Raw genomic sequence first — 14,475 nt, forward strand, 5'->3', positions numbered from 1 at the left:
ATGAAACGTACCGCCCAAAAAATGCTCTTCACCACCCTCTTCGCCCTGGCTGGCCAAGCCTCGGCGCAAGACACGGTGAATATCTATAACTGGACCGACTATATCGCTGCAGACACCCTGGTGAACTTCCAGCACGACACTGGCATCAAGCCGATTTATGACGTGTTCGACTCCAATGAAACCCTGGAAGGCAAGCTGCTGGCCGGGCGCACCGGCTATGACGTAGTGGTACCCAGCAACCACTTTCTGGGACGGCAGATCAAGGCCGGGGTTTTTCAGAAGCTCGACAAGTCGCAGATCCCCAACTGGAAAAACCTCGACCCGCTCTTGCTCGCGAGACTGCAAGCCAACGACCCCGGCAATGAATACGCAGTGCCCTATCTGTGGGGTACCAACGGCATTGGTTACAACGTCGACAAGGTCAAACAGGTATTGGGCATCGACAAGATTGATTCCTGGAGCGTTTTGTTCGAACCGGAAAACCTCAAGAAGCTGAAAAGCTGCGGCGTGGCCTTTATGGACTCGCCAGATGAGGTGATGCCATCGATGCTCAACTACCTTGGGCTCAATGCGAACAGCGAGAAGCTTGAGGACTACAAGATCGCCGCGAAAAAACTGCAACCGCTGCGGCCTTACATCAGCTACTTCCACTCCTCTAAATACGTGACTGACCTGGCCAACGGCGACATCTGTATTGCCTTCGGTTATTCCGGCGACGTGTATCAGGCGATCCATCGTGCGCAAGAGGCCGGTAACGGGGTGAATGTGGCCTACGTGGTGCCCAAGGAAGGCGGCAACCTGTGGTTCGACATGCTGACCATCCCGGCCGATGCCAAGAACCCGCAACAAGCCCATGCGTTTATCAACTATCTGCTCAAGCCTGAGGTGATTGCTGACATCAGCGAGCACGTGGGCTACGCCAATGCCAACACCTCGGCCACGGCCTTGATGGGTGAGGAAATTACTCATAACCCATCGATTTACCCACCCGAGGCGGTACAGGCCAAGCTCTATGTGTCATCGGAGCTGCCGCCTGACCTTATGCGCTGGATGACGCGTTCGTGGAACAAGTTCAAGTCCGGTCGTTAATCCTGTGCCGGGCAGCAATGGCTGCCCGGCAACTCAGTAGGCAGTTTTTATGACGTCCACGATGTCTTTACCGCACACCTATTACCGCGCCACACGCAACCTGCAGCTCAGTTGCCCGCCCCTTGCAGGTAAGGTGCAGGCAGACGTGTGCATCATTGGCGCGGGCTTTACCGGTTTGAACACGGCCATTGAACTGGCTGAGCGCGGTCATTCGGTGATTGTGCTCGAGGCGCAGCAAGTCGCCTGGGGTGCCACCGGCCGTAACGGCGGGCAACTGATTCGCGGGGTTGGCCACGACCTCGACGCCCACGAAAAAACCATCGGCCGCGAAGGCGTCAAGGTGCTGGAGCGGCTGGGCCTGGACGCGGTGGATCTGGTGCGCCAGCGCGTCGAAAAGCATGGCATTGACTGTGACCTACGCTGGGGCTTTTGCGAGTTGGCCAACACCCCGCGCCATGTCGAAAACCTTATCGCCGAGCAGGCGTCACTGCAAAAACTGGGGTATCGGCACAAGGTCGAGCTGGTTGAGCGTGCGGACATGCATCGCGTAGTTGCCTCGGACCGCTATCTGGGCGGGCTGATCGATACCGGGTCGGGGCATTTGCACCCGCTCAACCTGGCCTTGGGCGAGGCCAGGGTGGCTCAGCAACTGGGAGTCAACATTTACGAAAACAGCGCGGCGATGCGCATCGATTATGGCAGCCAGGTTCGGGTGCATACGGCCAACGGCGTGGTTCACGCCAAGACCCTGGTACTCGCCGGCAATGCCCATCTTGGTGATCTGGAACCGGCGCTCAGCGGCAAGGTGCTGGCCGCCGGCAGCTACGTGATTGCCACCGAACCCTTGAGCGAAGCGCTGGCGCAAACCCTGATTCCGGAGAACCGGGCGCTGTGCGATCAGCGTGTCGGCCTGGATTACTATCGCCTGTCGGCCGACCGGCGCTTGCTGTTTGGCGGCGCGTGCCACTACTCCGGGCGCACGCCCAAGGACATCGCCGGTTATATGCGCCCGAAAATGCTTGAAGTATTCCCCCAGCTTGCGGGTAAGCGCATCGACTTTCAGTGGAGCGGCATGATCGGCATCGGCGCTAACCGGCTGCCACAAATTGGTCGTTTGCAGACCCATCCCAATGTGTTCTATGCCCAGGCCTATGCCGGGCATGGCATCAATACCACGCATATGGCGGCGCGACTGGTTGCACAAGCGATCAGCCTTGAGCAAAGCCAGGGCTTTGAGCTGTTCGCCCGCGTGCCGCACATGACATTCCCGGGCGGCAAACATCTGCGCTCGCCTTTATTGGCCCTGGGCATGCTCTGGTATCGACTCAAGGAAATCGCAGGTCATTGATAGGCGCATAAGCCCTGCTCTCACCATTCAAAAATACCAACAATAAAAAGGACGTTCCTATGAAGCGATTTACCCCCTGCCTGCTGGCAGCCCTGTTTGCCCTGCCCTCCTTACAGGCTATGGCCGCTGCCGATCTGGTATTCACCAACGGCAAGGTGTTTACCGGCGTGCCCGGCCAGCCACTGGTGAAAGCCGTGGCCGTCGAAAACGGCAAGATCATCAAGGCCGGCAGCGATGCCGAGATCAATGCATTGGCCGACTCCGGCACCCAGCGCATTGACCTGGCGGGCAAGGTACTGATGCCCGGCATGATTGATACCCACAGCCACCCTGTAGCTGCCGGCCTGGCCAGCCTTGGGGCGAACCTGCTCGATGAAGAAATCCCCCTGCCCGAGCTTGAGCAATGGATCACCGAGCAGGAGCAGGCGGGCACTACCGGGGAAGGCGGAGTCGTCAATATTGCGGGCGTCAGTTCGGCCTACTGGGAGCAAAGCAGCGAGTTGGGCAAACACTTCAATCAAGGCCGCTGGGCTGACAAACCACTGGTATTGAACGGTATCGACGGGCATACCGGTTGGGCCAACAATGCCATGCTCAAGCGCATCGGGATTGATGCCACCTACATTAAAAACCTGCCAAGCAAGGAGCGCGATTATATCGGTCACGCGGCGGACTTCACCCCCACCGGTTTTGTCGCCGAGTCCATGTGGGACCAGGTACGCGGCCAGGTCCCGCCGCCAAGCGCAGAGGTGATGCTCAAGGCGGCCCGTGAAGCCGTGAAAATCAACAATCAGTATGGGGTGACGGGCTGGATGGACGCAGCCTCGAACGCAGGCCATTCCGACTCGCTATTTGATTTCACCGCCACCGAACAAAGCGTCGGCGTATTGCCGCTGTATCGCCAGCTGGCAGAGAATGGCGAGCTGTCAGCCCACGTCGCGGCACTGCTGCTGACCAACTCCAAAAGCAAGCCCGCCGACCTTGAAGTGCTGGCCAAGGTGATGAAGCAGTTCGAAGGCGTGCCCAACCTGACCTTCCCCGGCATCAAGGTGTTTGCCGACGGCGTTCTGGAATACCCGGGGCAAACCGCAGCGGTCATCGTGCCTTACAAAAACAACAATAAAAACGGCGAGTTGCTGATCGACCCGGCGCACTTTGGCGAGTTGGTGGTCGCAGCCGAAAAACGCGGCTGGATCGTGCATATGCACGCAGTCGGCGACCGCGCGGTGCGCGAGTCCCTCAATGGCTTTGAATATGCGCGCAAGCTCGGCCCGGCACCGGTCACCCATAGCATCAGCCACCTGCAACTGGTCAATCCCAAGGAATTCCCGCGCTTTGCGCAACTGGGGGTAGTGGCGTCCATGCAACTGCTGTGGGCCACCGAAGAAAGCTACACCGTCGACCTGGTCAAGCCTTACATCAGCGCATTTGCCTATGGCTATCAGTACCCGGCCAAATCCCTGAAAGACGCCGGGGCCATGATCGCGGGCGCCAGCGACTGGCCGGTATCGAGCCCCAACCCGTGGAATGCCATCGCCCAGGCCGCCACCCGCAAAGGCCCGCTGGGCGTGCTCAATGCCAAGGAAAGCGTTGATCGCCAGACCATGTTTTATGCCTACACCAGCAATGCCGCCAAAACCCTGGGGCTGGATACGCAAATCGGTTCCTTGGCACCCGGCAAGCAGGCCGACCTGATCATCCTCGACCGTGACGTATTCAGCGTTGATGACGAAGCCCTCTCGGACACCAAAGTCCTGAAGACCTACTTCGCCGGCAAGCAGGTCTACGCGCCCGACGCCTGATTGGCTCGCCAGGCTTGCGACCGTCCCTGCACTCGGGACGGTCGAAAAAAACATTGCTCATAGCGCCTTATAAAAACAAGAGAACTGATATGAACGCATTGTCTGTCTGCATGCTCACGGGCCTGGCCCTTACACCCCTGCTCAGCGCCCAGGCGCTGGAGCTCAACGACGATTTCCAGTTGGTGATTACGCCCACGCTAATCAGCGATTACCGGGCCAACGGCCTCTCGCAAACCCTGGGCGACCCTGCTGCGCAACTGTCGATCACCCTCAACCACAGCAGTGGCTTGTACGCAGGTCTGTGGACCTCGAATGTCGATTTTGGCTACGACTCTAAAACCCGTCAGGAGCTCGAATACTTTGCCGGGTACTTCTGGCAAATCAACGACAACATCAGCCTGGACACCTTCTACACCCGCTACGAGTACCCCCGTGAAAGCGGATACAACCAGAGCGATGTCCAGGCCACCCTCGATGTATACGGCGTTTTACTCGGTGGCAAATACGTCAACAACATGAAAGGCCCGGATTACGAGGATGAAAACGGCGAGTTCCACGAGGGCAAGAAAGACGAGGACTTATCCACGGTGTTTATCGGTTACCACACCGTGCTGCCCGCCGAAATCGGTTTGGCGTTGCGCTACGAATACGTCGACTACAAGGATGACGTATTTTTCAGCAACAGCGGCAAGGGCCAGGCCGATTACTACGACTGGGAAGTCAAACTCAGCCGCCAACTGATCGGCATTGACTGGGCGCTGAGCTATATCGATACCGACCTGTCGAAAGCCCAATGCACCAGCTTTACCGGCTACGACGATGTGTGCGGTGCAACGCTGGTGGCCAGCGCCAGCAAAACCTTCTGATTAAACCTGCGACCCGGCGTCACCAATGATCCTGTGATCCATTACCATGAGCACCGCCAAGACGTCGTTACGTAGCCGGGAGTGCTCTGTGGAAATCAAACACCTGCGATCATTTGTGACCCTGGCCGAGGAGCTGCACTTCGGCCGGGCTGCGCAACGCCTGTCCATTGTGCAACCGGCCCTGAGCATGCAGATCAAGATGCTCGAAGAAGAGCTGGGGGTGCGCCTGTTCGAGCGTAACCGGCACTCGGTCACGCTGACCGAAGTGGGTGCCATCTTCTTGCCCGAAGCCCGGGCCACGCTGTATCAGTCGGCCCATGCGGCTGATGTGGCCAGGGCCTGTGGGCGAGGGGAAATCGGCCGTGTGCGTTTGGGTTTTGTCTCATCGGTATTGCCCGAACTGCTGCCCTCACTGATCCGCGCGCTGCATACCCGCTTTCCGCGTATCGAGCTGGAACTCAAGGATATGCCCGGCCCGGACCAGGCTAGCGCCTTGAAAAACGGTCAGCTTGATTTCGGTCTAATGCGCTTGCCCGCTGCTATCCCGGGCATCCAGACCCGCGAGGTACTGGAGGAAACCTTTATCGTTGCCCTGCCCGGCGATCACCCGCTGGTGGCCTGCGACTCCCTGCCCCCGACTGCCCTCGCCCAATTGCCGGTGTTTATCCTGGCCAGACGCTACGCTCCCGGTTTTTACGATGAACTGATGCAATCGCTTGCACGCCACGGCGCGCAACTGCAAATCGCGACGGAGTTGGGCGAATTCACCACCATGCTCGCCCTGGTGTCCGCCGGGCTCGGCGTTGGCTTGCTACCGGCCAATGCCGGACGCGCCTTACCCGCCAATGTCATCTCCAGGCCCCTGGAGCTGGGTAGTTACCGGGCAACTACCGGCCTGGCTTGGACGGATCTGAACAGCGCGGTTAAAACGACGGTGTTCAGTTTGATAGATGAGTTGTTGCCGATGGCTTCGCTGCGGGACAAGAGCTGAGAAAGGCGGATGGGCAGTCCTGCCACAGGGCAGATTTTGCAAGGGCGACGCGGTAATGCTGTTCACTTAAAGTCCGCGTTACCCCGACTGTGGGAGCAGGTTTATTGCTTCGGATCACAGCCTAATAGCCCCACCATCTCCTTGCCCGCCGCGATCAACTCGCGGCACACACCGTTGACCTGACTCGAAACGATTAGCCCTTCACCGATCAACAGCAGTTGCATGGCTGCCAAGCGAGGGTTGTTGAGGTGTGCTTGGGCACATATTTGCTCCAGATAAGCCACAAGTGCCTGCTTGTGTCGTTTGGCCAAAATATGCGGCGCCAGTGTCAGGCTGGCGTATTCGGCAGAGGCATTGATAAAGGCGCAGCCGTGGAAGTCAGGCTCCTGTACCCAGGCGCCAATAAAGTCGAGATAGGCTTCGGGTCGCAGCGCTGGCGGAGCCTGCTCAACCGCTGCGTTCACTTTGGCCATGAACTCGTTGTGACGAAGCGCCAAAGCAGCCTCGACCAGATGTTCCTTACTTGGAAAATGCCGGTACAGGGTCTTTTTGGTAACCCCTGCCTCCTGGCTCAGCTGCTCCACTCCGGTCGCATGAAAACCCTGACGATAGAACAGGCGCAAGGCAGAACCGGTTATTGCATCGGATGTACTCATTTCCAAGGACCTCATGGGGGATGCGGAACAGTGTATACCGATCGGTTGACTTGCAGGTATACCGATCGGTATCCTTTGGTGACTTCACCCTCCCTGCGAGCACCTCCATGCCAACACGTCGCCTGCTCAAATCAGGTGCGCCAGCCGCACCTTCACTGCGTTTTACCCTGACGTCGTTTATCGGCGTGGTTATCGCCATCGGTGCCACAGGCTGGCTTAACGCTATCTCAGGCACCCCCTGGCTGATGGCGTCACTGGGAGCCAGTTGCGTGCTGGCTTTCGGCTTGCCGGACTCGCCACTGGCTCAGCCACGCAGCATTATCGGCGGGCATTTCATCTCGACGCTGATCGGGCTGATCATTCTCAACACCCTAGGCAATTCATGGTGGGCATGTGCGCTAGCCGTAGGCCTGGCACTGGTGGCCATGCAGCAAACCCGAACCGTGCATGCCCCAGCAGGTGCAAATCCCATAGTGGTACTTACCGCAGGTGCGCCGCTGTCATTTTTGGTTACACCGGTACTGGCCGGCTCCATCGTGATTGTGATGGTGGCCTGGTGCCTGAATAACGCCCGTAATAAAGGCAGTTATCCCAAGTACTGGCTATAGAACTCACCTGTCCCGTTACCGCTAATTACCCTTTGCTACACCAAAGTAAATGATAAACATTCTCCTTGCTGATACGATTCAGCTCTGTCGAATAGTCTGAAACGCCCGTAATAGACGTTTCAACCGGCGCACTGAAAAGGGAGGCAACAAGAACCTCGCCCACTTCATTGTTCGGTTATCGGCAGCGAATTCAGTTATCTGCCGTCATTGGTGTGGAGTGTTACGGATGTTGCAAAGGAAGCGTGGTTTTAAACGGGCAGGCATTGTGCCCCTCGGGGTATGTACCAGTCTGGTGATTAGCTGTACGGCGCTGGCGGGCGAAAACGCCCCCATGCAACTGCCAAGTATTCAGGTCGACGGTGTGCAATCTACCGTAGACGATACGGACTACCGTGCGGGCTATAGCTCGACTGCAGACAAGACTGAAACACCCTATCTGCAGCAGTCACAAACAGTCGATACGGTGACCCGTCAGCAGCTCAAGGATCAAGCGCCACAAACCCTCGAGGACGTGATTAAATTTATGCCCGGAGTGGTCGTCAGTAACAACTTTGGTGGCACACAGGACAGTTTTATCAAGCGCGGCTTCGGCAACTCTGATGATGGCGGCGTTTTGCGCGATGGTGTGCGCATGCCCATCGGACGTAATTTTCAACGTGTCACCACCGAGCGTGTGGAGATGCTCAAAGGCCCCGCCTCATTGCTGTACGGGATGCAGGAGCCAGGTGGGGTAATCAACGTGATCACCAAAAAGCCGCAATACCAATGGAGCAGTTCGCTGGGCGGCACCCGGAGTGATCAGGGCGGTGGCGATGGCTGGTTCGACATCACCGGCCCGCTGGCTGACAGCGGTTTTGCGTTTCGTTTGATCGGGCAAAACCGCGATGAGGATTACTGGCGCAACTTTGGCCAGAACACGTCAAAACTGGTCGCTCCCTCACTGGCCTACGAGTCTGACGACCTGTCGTTTCTCGCCGCCTATGAATACAACGACTACAGCAACACGCTGGACCGTGGCGCGTTGTTTTACAACGGCCACCATGTGGGCAGCCGCGACAAGCGCCTGGACGAAAAGTGGACCCGCGCCGAAGGCCAGCGCCAGTCGTTCAACACCACCACCGAATACCGCCTCGACCCGAGTTCGCGGGTGCGCCTGACCACGGGCTGGGTGTATGACCATTACAACGATTACCAGGCCGATCCCAGTGAGTATCGCCCCGCAACTGGCGAGCTGACGCGACGTTTTCGACGCAATGTGGGTGCCAATCGGGAAAACGCTTACCTGTCCCTCGACTGGATTGGCAACAAGACCTGGTACGGCATCGATCATGATCTGGTCACCGGCGCCGACTATGAAACCCGCCGCGAAGCCAACGGGGACTTCCTGCAAAGCCGCAACGTTGGCGGCTTCTACCCGGCCAACCCGCAATATGGCTTGCTCCCGCCCGTGGGTACGGTCAACCCGTCAAACACCAACGGCAAAAGCCATATCAAGGGTCAGTCGCTGTACGTCAAAGACAATATCCATCTGGGCGAAAAATGGATTCTGGCACCGGGACTGCGCTACCAGCACTACTCGATAGATTCGGGCGCGGGTCTGGACTTCAAGCAAACCACCGATGAGGGCGAGTCCAAGCTCCTGCCTTTTTTAGGGCTGGTGTATCAGATGCGTGACGATCTCTCGCTGTATGCCAACTACAGCCAGTCGTTCGCGCCCAACGAGATGGAAAACGGCACCACTTTCGAAGGCACCTACAAGTCAGAGACCGGCCGCCAGTACGAAGTGGGAATGAAGTATGACAACGGCGACTGGACGAGTCAGTTGGCGCTGTACGACATCCTGAAAAACAACGTGCAGCAGAACACCGGTGAACTCGACGAGTTCGGCAACATGGTGCAACGTTTGGCGGGTGAAGTGCAGTCACGCGGCCTGGAATGGAGCATGACCGGACGCCTGAGTGCGCAATGGAGTGTGATCGCCAACTACGCCTACACCGATGCCCGAATCAAGAAAGACACTGAGCAAACCGAAGGCAATCGCCTGTTCAACGTGGCGCGTCATGTGGGCGGTGCTTACCTCACCTACGAAGTCCCGGCCGACATTTTTGCAGGTCGCTTGCGTCTTGGTTCCGGCGCCCGTTATGTGGGCAAGCGCGCAGGGGATATCAGCAACTCCTTCGAGCTTCCTGACTACACCACGGTGGACGCTTTCGCATCTTGGAAGACCAGCCATCTGCTGGGCAAGGAAACCTCGCTGCAACTCAATGCCAGCAACCTGACCGACCGCAGCTATTTTGTGGCTTCGGGTGGCACTACCCGACGAGTAAGTTGGGGCGAAGGAAGGACGCTGCGATTGACGGGGGAAGTCAACTTCTAGTGTAACGGGCAGGCGCCAGACAACTGGACATGGCGCCTGCTTGATACACCCTCAAACTGAGCATGATATTCATAATAAAAAGAACAGTTTTTGTGCGGCGTGACGAAATAGTTTGAATGAAAAGCCCTACATCCAACCCCGGTTTATGACTGAGTTGGCAAAAATACATTTATAACAAAGACAAATACAATCCTTTGACTATACTCGGCCTCTTTATTACATGGCCTTTTGCTATGCTCAATTCAATTCAACTCTTAAGAGCCTTGGCTGCATGGCTCGTAGTGTTTCATCACTACATTCAAGTTGTGCATGGCAATAACCTGAGCGGCCCGCTCTCTAAAGCGCTTCATATGTATGGCGCTATTGGTGTCGATTTATTTTTTATCATCAGCGGCTTTGTTATTTATCTCTCAGTGGCGGGCAAGAATGTCACACCGGGTGTTTTTGCGGTTCATCGCTTGGCCAGGGTTGTGCCGGCGTATTGGATTTTCACCTTTATTTCGGCGGTTATTTTGCTCAATGCACCAACTTTCTTGCCACTCACGGCATTCGACCCGACGTTCCTTCTGCAGAGTCTGCTATTTATACCGGCTCAAAACCCCTCAGGCATTGGTCCGTATCCCCTGTTGACGGTGGGTTGGACGCTGAACTATGAAATGGCATTTTATAGCGTTTCTTGCTGAGCTTTTATTTTCCGAAAAAACTCCAACTGCTGATGGTAGCGATTGGGCTTTTTCTACTTTGCAAGTTTATCTCCCGTCTAGGAGGTGATCTTGCCTTCTATGGCAACAAAATCATCTATGAATTTTTATTCGGAATACTGATTGCCATCGCCTATAAAAAAGGTTGGGTACAGAAAACACCCTCGTTAGTCGCTGTCGCTGTAATCCTTGTTGCTATCGGGATGATTATCTTTTACGGGCAAGTCTCCCATAACCCTCTAAAGTCAGGCCTTCCTTGCGCAATGATTCTCTTTGCGGCCGTATCTCTTGAGCGCTTCAGTCCTGGTTCGGGGTTAATTAGCCGCCTTGGCGACTGGTCATACTCAACTTATCTGTGCCATGTGCTGGTTATGTGCTCAATGATGAAAATTCAGGAGCTCTTGAATTTTCACGATGCAGTAACATTTGCCTTGACCATCGCAGGTATTCTTGTTGTGTCCTACTCAAGTTTCAGATGGATTGAAAAACCCATTTCCACTCTGGTGAAAAAGAACTCCAAACGTTACACAGCAACACTGCCTACTGCCTAAAATGCGCTCTGCCACTACTGACGCCATGACTACTGAAACTCAGTGGTCATGGCGCCTGACGCCTCGCCGAATTACGGCCGAGCCGCAGTCACTTCGATCTCAACCAGATAATTCGGGTTGGCCAGGCCGGCCACCTGGAATGCCGAGCGAGTTGGCAGCTTAGGCTGGTCCTTGGTGCCAAAGAACTGGGTGTAGCCTTTCATAAAGCCTGTAAAGTCCATCTTGCCCGTCTCTGGCGTGCCCACCAGATAGACCTGCATTTTGATTACATCACCCATGGTCAGGCCCAGGTTTTTTAATGTGGCCTCGATATTTTTCAGCACGTTGACCGTCTGCACTTCGGTATTGCCATAGGCCGAGAGAGTCTTGGGGTCTGCCTTGCTATCCGCGACGGGAGGTACAACACCACTGAGGTTGACCAGGGTGACACCCGGCGGAATTTCGACGGCCAGGGAGATCGGGAAGTCCGAGTTCGGCAACTTGTGGCGTATCACTTCAGCCGCATTTACCTGCGAAGCCATCAAGCCAGCCAACAGGGAGGTCAGGAGAAAAGCGGGGATGATTTTTTTAGACATCTTTTTATTCCTTTAGGGATGTGAACAAAGCGCGCCGTCCATGTTTGTGTCAGCGCTGGGTGACCGCCCGAACATCTTCGACCGTCACGCTATCGGCATATTGGTTACCAAAGTGGGTACGCACATAGTTGACCACCGATGCAATCTGCTGATCATCCATGTACTTTTTAAAGCCCGGCATGCCGCCCTGCCCCGATGACACCATGTACACCGGGTAGACCTTGGCCCCCAGTTTCTGGTTGGTCGCCAGGGCCGGATACGCACCTGCACCGTGAGAGCCCTGGCCCTCAGCCATATGGCAGCCCTGACAGACCTGATTGAACAGGGCCTCGCCACTGGGTTGATCGAACTTGCCGGAGGTGGAAAGCATTGGCGTCTCTTCTGCAAGCACTGAGGTACTGGCCAGCAGACTCAACAGAGTGGCTATCGTGAAAGTTGTTCGCATGGCTAACTCCGGAGTCAGGCAGCTTTCGCGCTGGCGATGATATGGGTGTGCAGACGTTTGATCGCATCCTGTGACGACAGAATTGCACCCTCCATCCAGGCCGGGATATAGGACGCATGCTCACCGGCAAGGACGATCCGACCGTCAATCTGGCACAGATTTTTGTAATGCTGCTGACGGGTCTCGGGGGTCCATAGCCCGTAGCAACCGTTAGTCCAGGGCACCCGATGCCAGCCGACAGCAATCCCGTTCTCGAACTCGCTCGGGTATTGCGGGTGAATCTGCGCGCCGTATTCAACAGCCTTCTGCACACGCATTTGCGGGCTCATGGCGGTGAATTCGTATGCGTTCGGGCCCCAGATGTAGGCGCCGAGCAGAACACCTTTGCCCTGTTTTCCGTAGTCAGTGCTCGGGTAGCTGATTTTACTGATCGGCGTATCGGTGTAGCTGATACCGCCGTAGATATGCTCGTCCTGCTCCCAGAAACGGCGCTTGAATTGCAGCCCGATTTTTACCGAAGACTCGTAAGGCACCGCACGAATCGCGCTCATCATCGGTGCACTGACATCGATCGGCAGTTGCCCGAGAATCGACAACGGCAAGGTACAAACGCACCAGTGCGCCTGCTCCTGCTGCAGCCCGCCACTACCATCGCTGTTCTGATAAGTGACGGTCACGCCGGTATCGTTTTGCTGGATGCGCGTGACCTTGGCGTTGTAGTGAATCAGGTCATTGACCTGCTTCTGGAAGGCCTGGGCGATCATGTCCATGCCGCCAACCGGTTGAAAAATGCTGCTTTGGTATTCGTACTCCTGGCCACTGGCGATGCTTTGCCACAGGTTGGAATCGAGCAGCGCCTTGCAGTCCATCGGTTCGGACGGCACGGCCTCGGGCATCAGGCCACCCCCATCGTCGATGGCAAAGCCACGACGCAGGCTGGTTTCCAGGGATTTTTTATAACTGTTGCCGGCGTCCAGCGCGCCCCATTTGCGCATCACTTCCAGCAAGCGCTCGCGGTCCTCCCGGGTCAGCGCCTGGTCCAGGCCGTGCTGATTGACTGCCTTGCTCAGCAGCTCGGCAACATGCCCCTGAAAGTCAGCCTGCACTTCGCGATAACGCTGTGGCTTGCCGCCAAATGCTTTGGTGGAATGGACCATTGCGTTGTAATTAACCTGAACAAAAGGCTCCAGCGCGACACCGAATTTGTGGCAGTAATCGAGCACCGCATGGTGGTGGTACGGAATCCGCCATGGGCCGGGATTGAGGTAAAGTCCCTTGTCAAATTCGCAATGCTGGGTCGCGCCGCCCAACTCGGTGAAACGGTCGCCACCGCGCAGTGTCCAGCAGCGCCCGCCCGGTCTGGCATTGAACTCCAGTACTTTGACCTGATAGCCCGCCTTTCGCAGTTCGTAGGCCGCGGTCATGCCTGCCAGCCCCGCTCCCAGGATCAACACTCGCGTGCCCTTGGGTGCACCGCTTAATGCAAAGTTGCGATCATGGTTGGATTCAGCGGCAAAACTTAAAGCAGTCATTGCCTGATACATCGCAGCAGCGCCCGCTGTCACTCCAATCCAGTTCAATACTGTACGACGGCTCACAACCATTGATTTCTCTTGCATGACCAATCCTTTGAATCGAAGGGAAATACGCAGGCAATAACTGACGAACAACCCGGCTAATGGCATCGCCCGACCACAGTAATGTCTGCGCCCGGTGATCCCCTAGAGCAAGCGGTATGCCATAAATTGAGAAACGCAGGAAAAGTGGCAGTTCTGAAATGCCAGGCAGCCAAATGCTTCGACATAGGTCGGCCAAGTCTATTTTTGGTGCAAGACAGGTGCGCCAGTATTGGGCAGGTCATTAGACCGTGTGCTTCATGGGCGCATTGCTACAAAGGGATGATCAGGCCGAGGGGCTACTCTTCCCCCTCGGCTGAATATCGAAGCTTGCAGGAAAGTGACTGTGATAAAAGCATGCCCTTGTCCGCTCGGGGTGTTTGGGGTTTATGGGAAAGTGCTTAGCCATGCCAATAGAACATGGTCTTGGCGAGGATCACGATCAACACCATATGCCCCAGAATGCTGCGACGAATCCAGCTCGCCCGGGCGCTGGTCAGCCGTGCGCTTTTGAGCCAATACGCCAACAACAAATAATGACCAATGATACTCAGAGCCAACAGGATCTTCAGACTCAGCAAGGTGCCAAAACTGCTGGCCAGCGGCTGACTCAAGGCACCCCGGTACTGCCACGCCAGGCTTATGCCAGCGCCATACAGCAGCAATACCACGCCATGCAGCACCTTGCGCGAGCGTACTGCAATCGCCCGATCCGCCGTCAACTGTGGGGCATCCGGCAACTGCTGGCGAGCGTGATGCCAGATAACTACTTCGAAAAATAACGTGCCGATGAAGGCGATTGACGCGAGCAAGTGAATCACCAGCAAAAAGGGATACATCACTGACCAAC

General features: G+C 56.3%; 14 protein-coding genes. 9 read left to right on the plus strand and 5 right to left on the minus strand.

From position 1 onward, the window contains the following. The 5 genes from U5A05_RS15050 (at position 1) to U5A05_RS15070 (ending at position 6,096) form a co-directional block, all read left to right on the plus strand. Entirely contained in the window at positions 1 to 1,089 is a 1,089-nt protein-coding gene (locus U5A05_RS15050) for a polyamine ABC transporter substrate-binding protein (protein WP_395246761.1), read from the plus strand. Positions 1,090 to 1,138: 49 nt separating this feature from the next. Further along, on the plus strand, positions 1,139 to 2,437 hold the full coding sequence (locus U5A05_RS15055) for an NAD(P)/FAD-dependent oxidoreductase (protein WP_321833708.1): 1,299 nt from the start codon (positions 1,139 to 1,141) through the stop codon (positions 2,435 to 2,437). 59 nt (positions 2,438 to 2,496) lie between these two features. Further along, positions 2,497 to 4,239, plus strand: a complete 1,743-nt coding sequence (locus U5A05_RS15060) for an amidohydrolase (protein WP_261738696.1) — start codon at positions 2,497 to 2,499, stop codon at positions 4,237 to 4,239. Between the two features lie 89 nt (positions 4,240 to 4,328). Then, positions 4,329 to 5,105: a TorF family putative porin gene (locus U5A05_RS15065; RefSeq protein WP_321833711.1), complete on the plus strand. Its 777-nt coding sequence runs from the start codon at positions 4,329 to 4,331 to the stop codon at positions 5,103 to 5,105. Between the two features lie 88 nt (positions 5,106 to 5,193). Next, entirely contained in the window at positions 5,194 to 6,096 is a 903-nt protein-coding gene (locus tag U5A05_RS15070; RefSeq protein ID WP_321833712.1) for a LysR substrate-binding domain-containing protein, read from the plus strand. A gap of 101 nt (positions 6,097 to 6,197) precedes the next feature. On the opposite strand, the gene U5A05_RS15075 is transcribed toward U5A05_RS15070, so the two are convergent. After that, positions 6,198 to 6,752 (minus strand): TetR/AcrR family transcriptional regulator, encoded by a 555-nt coding sequence (locus U5A05_RS15075; protein ID WP_261738699.1) that lies wholly within the window; start codon positions 6,750 to 6,752, stop codon positions 6,198 to 6,200. 107 nt (positions 6,753 to 6,859) lie between these two features. On the opposite strand from U5A05_RS15075, the gene U5A05_RS15080 reads away from it, so the two are divergent. The 4 genes from U5A05_RS15080 (at position 6,860) to U5A05_RS15095 (ending at position 10,989) form a co-directional block, all read left to right on the plus strand. Then, positions 6,860 to 7,360: an HPP family protein gene (locus U5A05_RS15080; protein WP_321833714.1), complete on the plus strand. Its 501-nt coding sequence runs from the start codon at positions 6,860 to 6,862 to the stop codon at positions 7,358 to 7,360. 226 nt (positions 7,361 to 7,586) lie between these two features. Then, positions 7,587 to 9,737: a TonB-dependent siderophore receptor gene (locus tag U5A05_RS15085; protein ID WP_321833716.1), complete on the plus strand. Its 2,151-nt coding sequence runs from the start codon at positions 7,587 to 7,589 to the stop codon at positions 9,735 to 9,737. 233 nt (positions 9,738 to 9,970) lie between these two features. After that, positions 9,971 to 10,420, plus strand: a complete 450-nt coding sequence (locus tag U5A05_RS15090) for an acyltransferase family protein (RefSeq protein WP_321833717.1) — start codon at positions 9,971 to 9,973, stop codon at positions 10,418 to 10,420. After that, positions 10,414 to 10,989 carry an acyltransferase family protein gene (locus U5A05_RS15095; protein WP_321833718.1) on the plus strand — a complete coding sequence of 192 codons (576 nt, stop codon included), beginning with the start codon at positions 10,414 to 10,416 and terminating at the stop codon, positions 10,987 to 10,989. The genes U5A05_RS15090 and U5A05_RS15095 overlap by 7 nt, the downstream gene beginning before the upstream one ends. 71 nt (positions 10,990 to 11,060) lie before the next feature. Here the strand turns inward: U5A05_RS15095 and U5A05_RS15100 are convergent, their stop codons facing one another. From U5A05_RS15100 to U5A05_RS15115, 4 genes are all read right to left on the minus strand, one after another. Then, a complete protein-coding gene (locus tag U5A05_RS15100) occupies positions 11,061 to 11,564 on the minus strand; it encodes a RidA family protein (RefSeq protein ID WP_321833719.1) in 504 nt (167 codons plus the stop codon). Between the two features lie 49 nt (positions 11,565 to 11,613). Continuing rightward, complete coding sequence (locus tag U5A05_RS15105; protein WP_261738704.1) at positions 11,614 to 12,009, minus strand: c-type cytochrome; 396 nt, start codon at positions 12,007 to 12,009, stop codon at positions 11,614 to 11,616. Positions 12,010 to 12,023: 14 nt separating this feature from the next. Next, positions 12,024 to 13,553 carry a flavin monoamine oxidase family protein gene (locus tag U5A05_RS15110; RefSeq protein ID WP_321836521.1) on the minus strand — a complete coding sequence of 510 codons (1,530 nt, stop codon included), beginning with the start codon at positions 13,551 to 13,553 and terminating at the stop codon, positions 12,024 to 12,026. Between the two features lie 473 nt (positions 13,554 to 14,026). Further along, entirely contained in the window at positions 14,027 to 14,464 is a 438-nt protein-coding gene (locus U5A05_RS15115; RefSeq protein ID WP_321836522.1) for a hypothetical protein, read from the minus strand. Positions 14,465 to 14,475 lie beyond the last annotated feature (11 nt).

Origin of the sequence: Pseudomonas kulmbachensis, from assembly GCF_963681935.1 — a bacterium.
GTDB classification, from domain to species: domain Bacteria; phylum Pseudomonadota; class Gammaproteobacteria; order Pseudomonadales; family Pseudomonadaceae; genus Aquipseudomonas; species Aquipseudomonas kulmbachensis.

Bases quoted from the DNA above. Each gene is read 5' to 3' on its own strand.
- U5A05_RS15100 (WP_321833719.1), bottom strand. From the start codon at position 11,564: ATGTCTAAAAAAATCATCCCCGCTTTTCTCCTGACCTCCCTGTTGGCT.
- U5A05_RS15105 (WP_261738704.1), bottom strand. From the start codon at position 12,009: ATGCGAACAACTTTCACGATAGCCACTCTGTTGAGTCTGCTGGCCAGT.
- U5A05_RS15050 (WP_395246761.1), top strand. From the start codon at position 1: ATGAAACGTACCGCCCAAAAAATGCTCTTCACCACCCTCTTCGCCCTG.
- U5A05_RS15080 (WP_321833714.1), top strand. From the start codon at position 6,860: ATGCCAACACGTCGCCTGCTCAAATCAGGTGCGCCAGCCGCACCTTCA.
- U5A05_RS15060 (WP_261738696.1), top strand. From the start codon at position 2,497: ATGAAGCGATTTACCCCCTGCCTGCTGGCAGCCCTGTTTGCCCTGCCC.
- U5A05_RS15055 (WP_321833708.1), top strand. From the start codon at position 1,139: ATGACGTCCACGATGTCTTTACCGCACACCTATTACCGCGCCACACGC.
- U5A05_RS15075 (WP_261738699.1), bottom strand. From the start codon at position 6,752: ATGAGTACATCCGATGCAATAACCGGTTCTGCCTTGCGCCTGTTCTAT.
- U5A05_RS15090 (WP_321833717.1), top strand. From the start codon at position 9,971: ATGCTCAATTCAATTCAACTCTTAAGAGCCTTGGCTGCATGGCTCGTA.
- U5A05_RS15110 (WP_321836521.1), bottom strand. From the start codon at position 13,553: ATGTATCAGGCAATGACTGCTTTAAGTTTTGCCGCTGAATCCAACCAT.
- U5A05_RS15085 (WP_321833716.1), top strand. From the start codon at position 7,587: ATGTTGCAAAGGAAGCGTGGTTTTAAACGGGCAGGCATTGTGCCCCTC.
- U5A05_RS15065 (WP_321833711.1), top strand. From the start codon at position 4,329: ATGAACGCATTGTCTGTCTGCATGCTCACGGGCCTGGCCCTTACACCC.
- U5A05_RS15115 (WP_321836522.1), bottom strand. From the start codon at position 14,464: ATGTATCCCTTTTTGCTGGTGATTCACTTGCTCGCGTCAATCGCCTTC.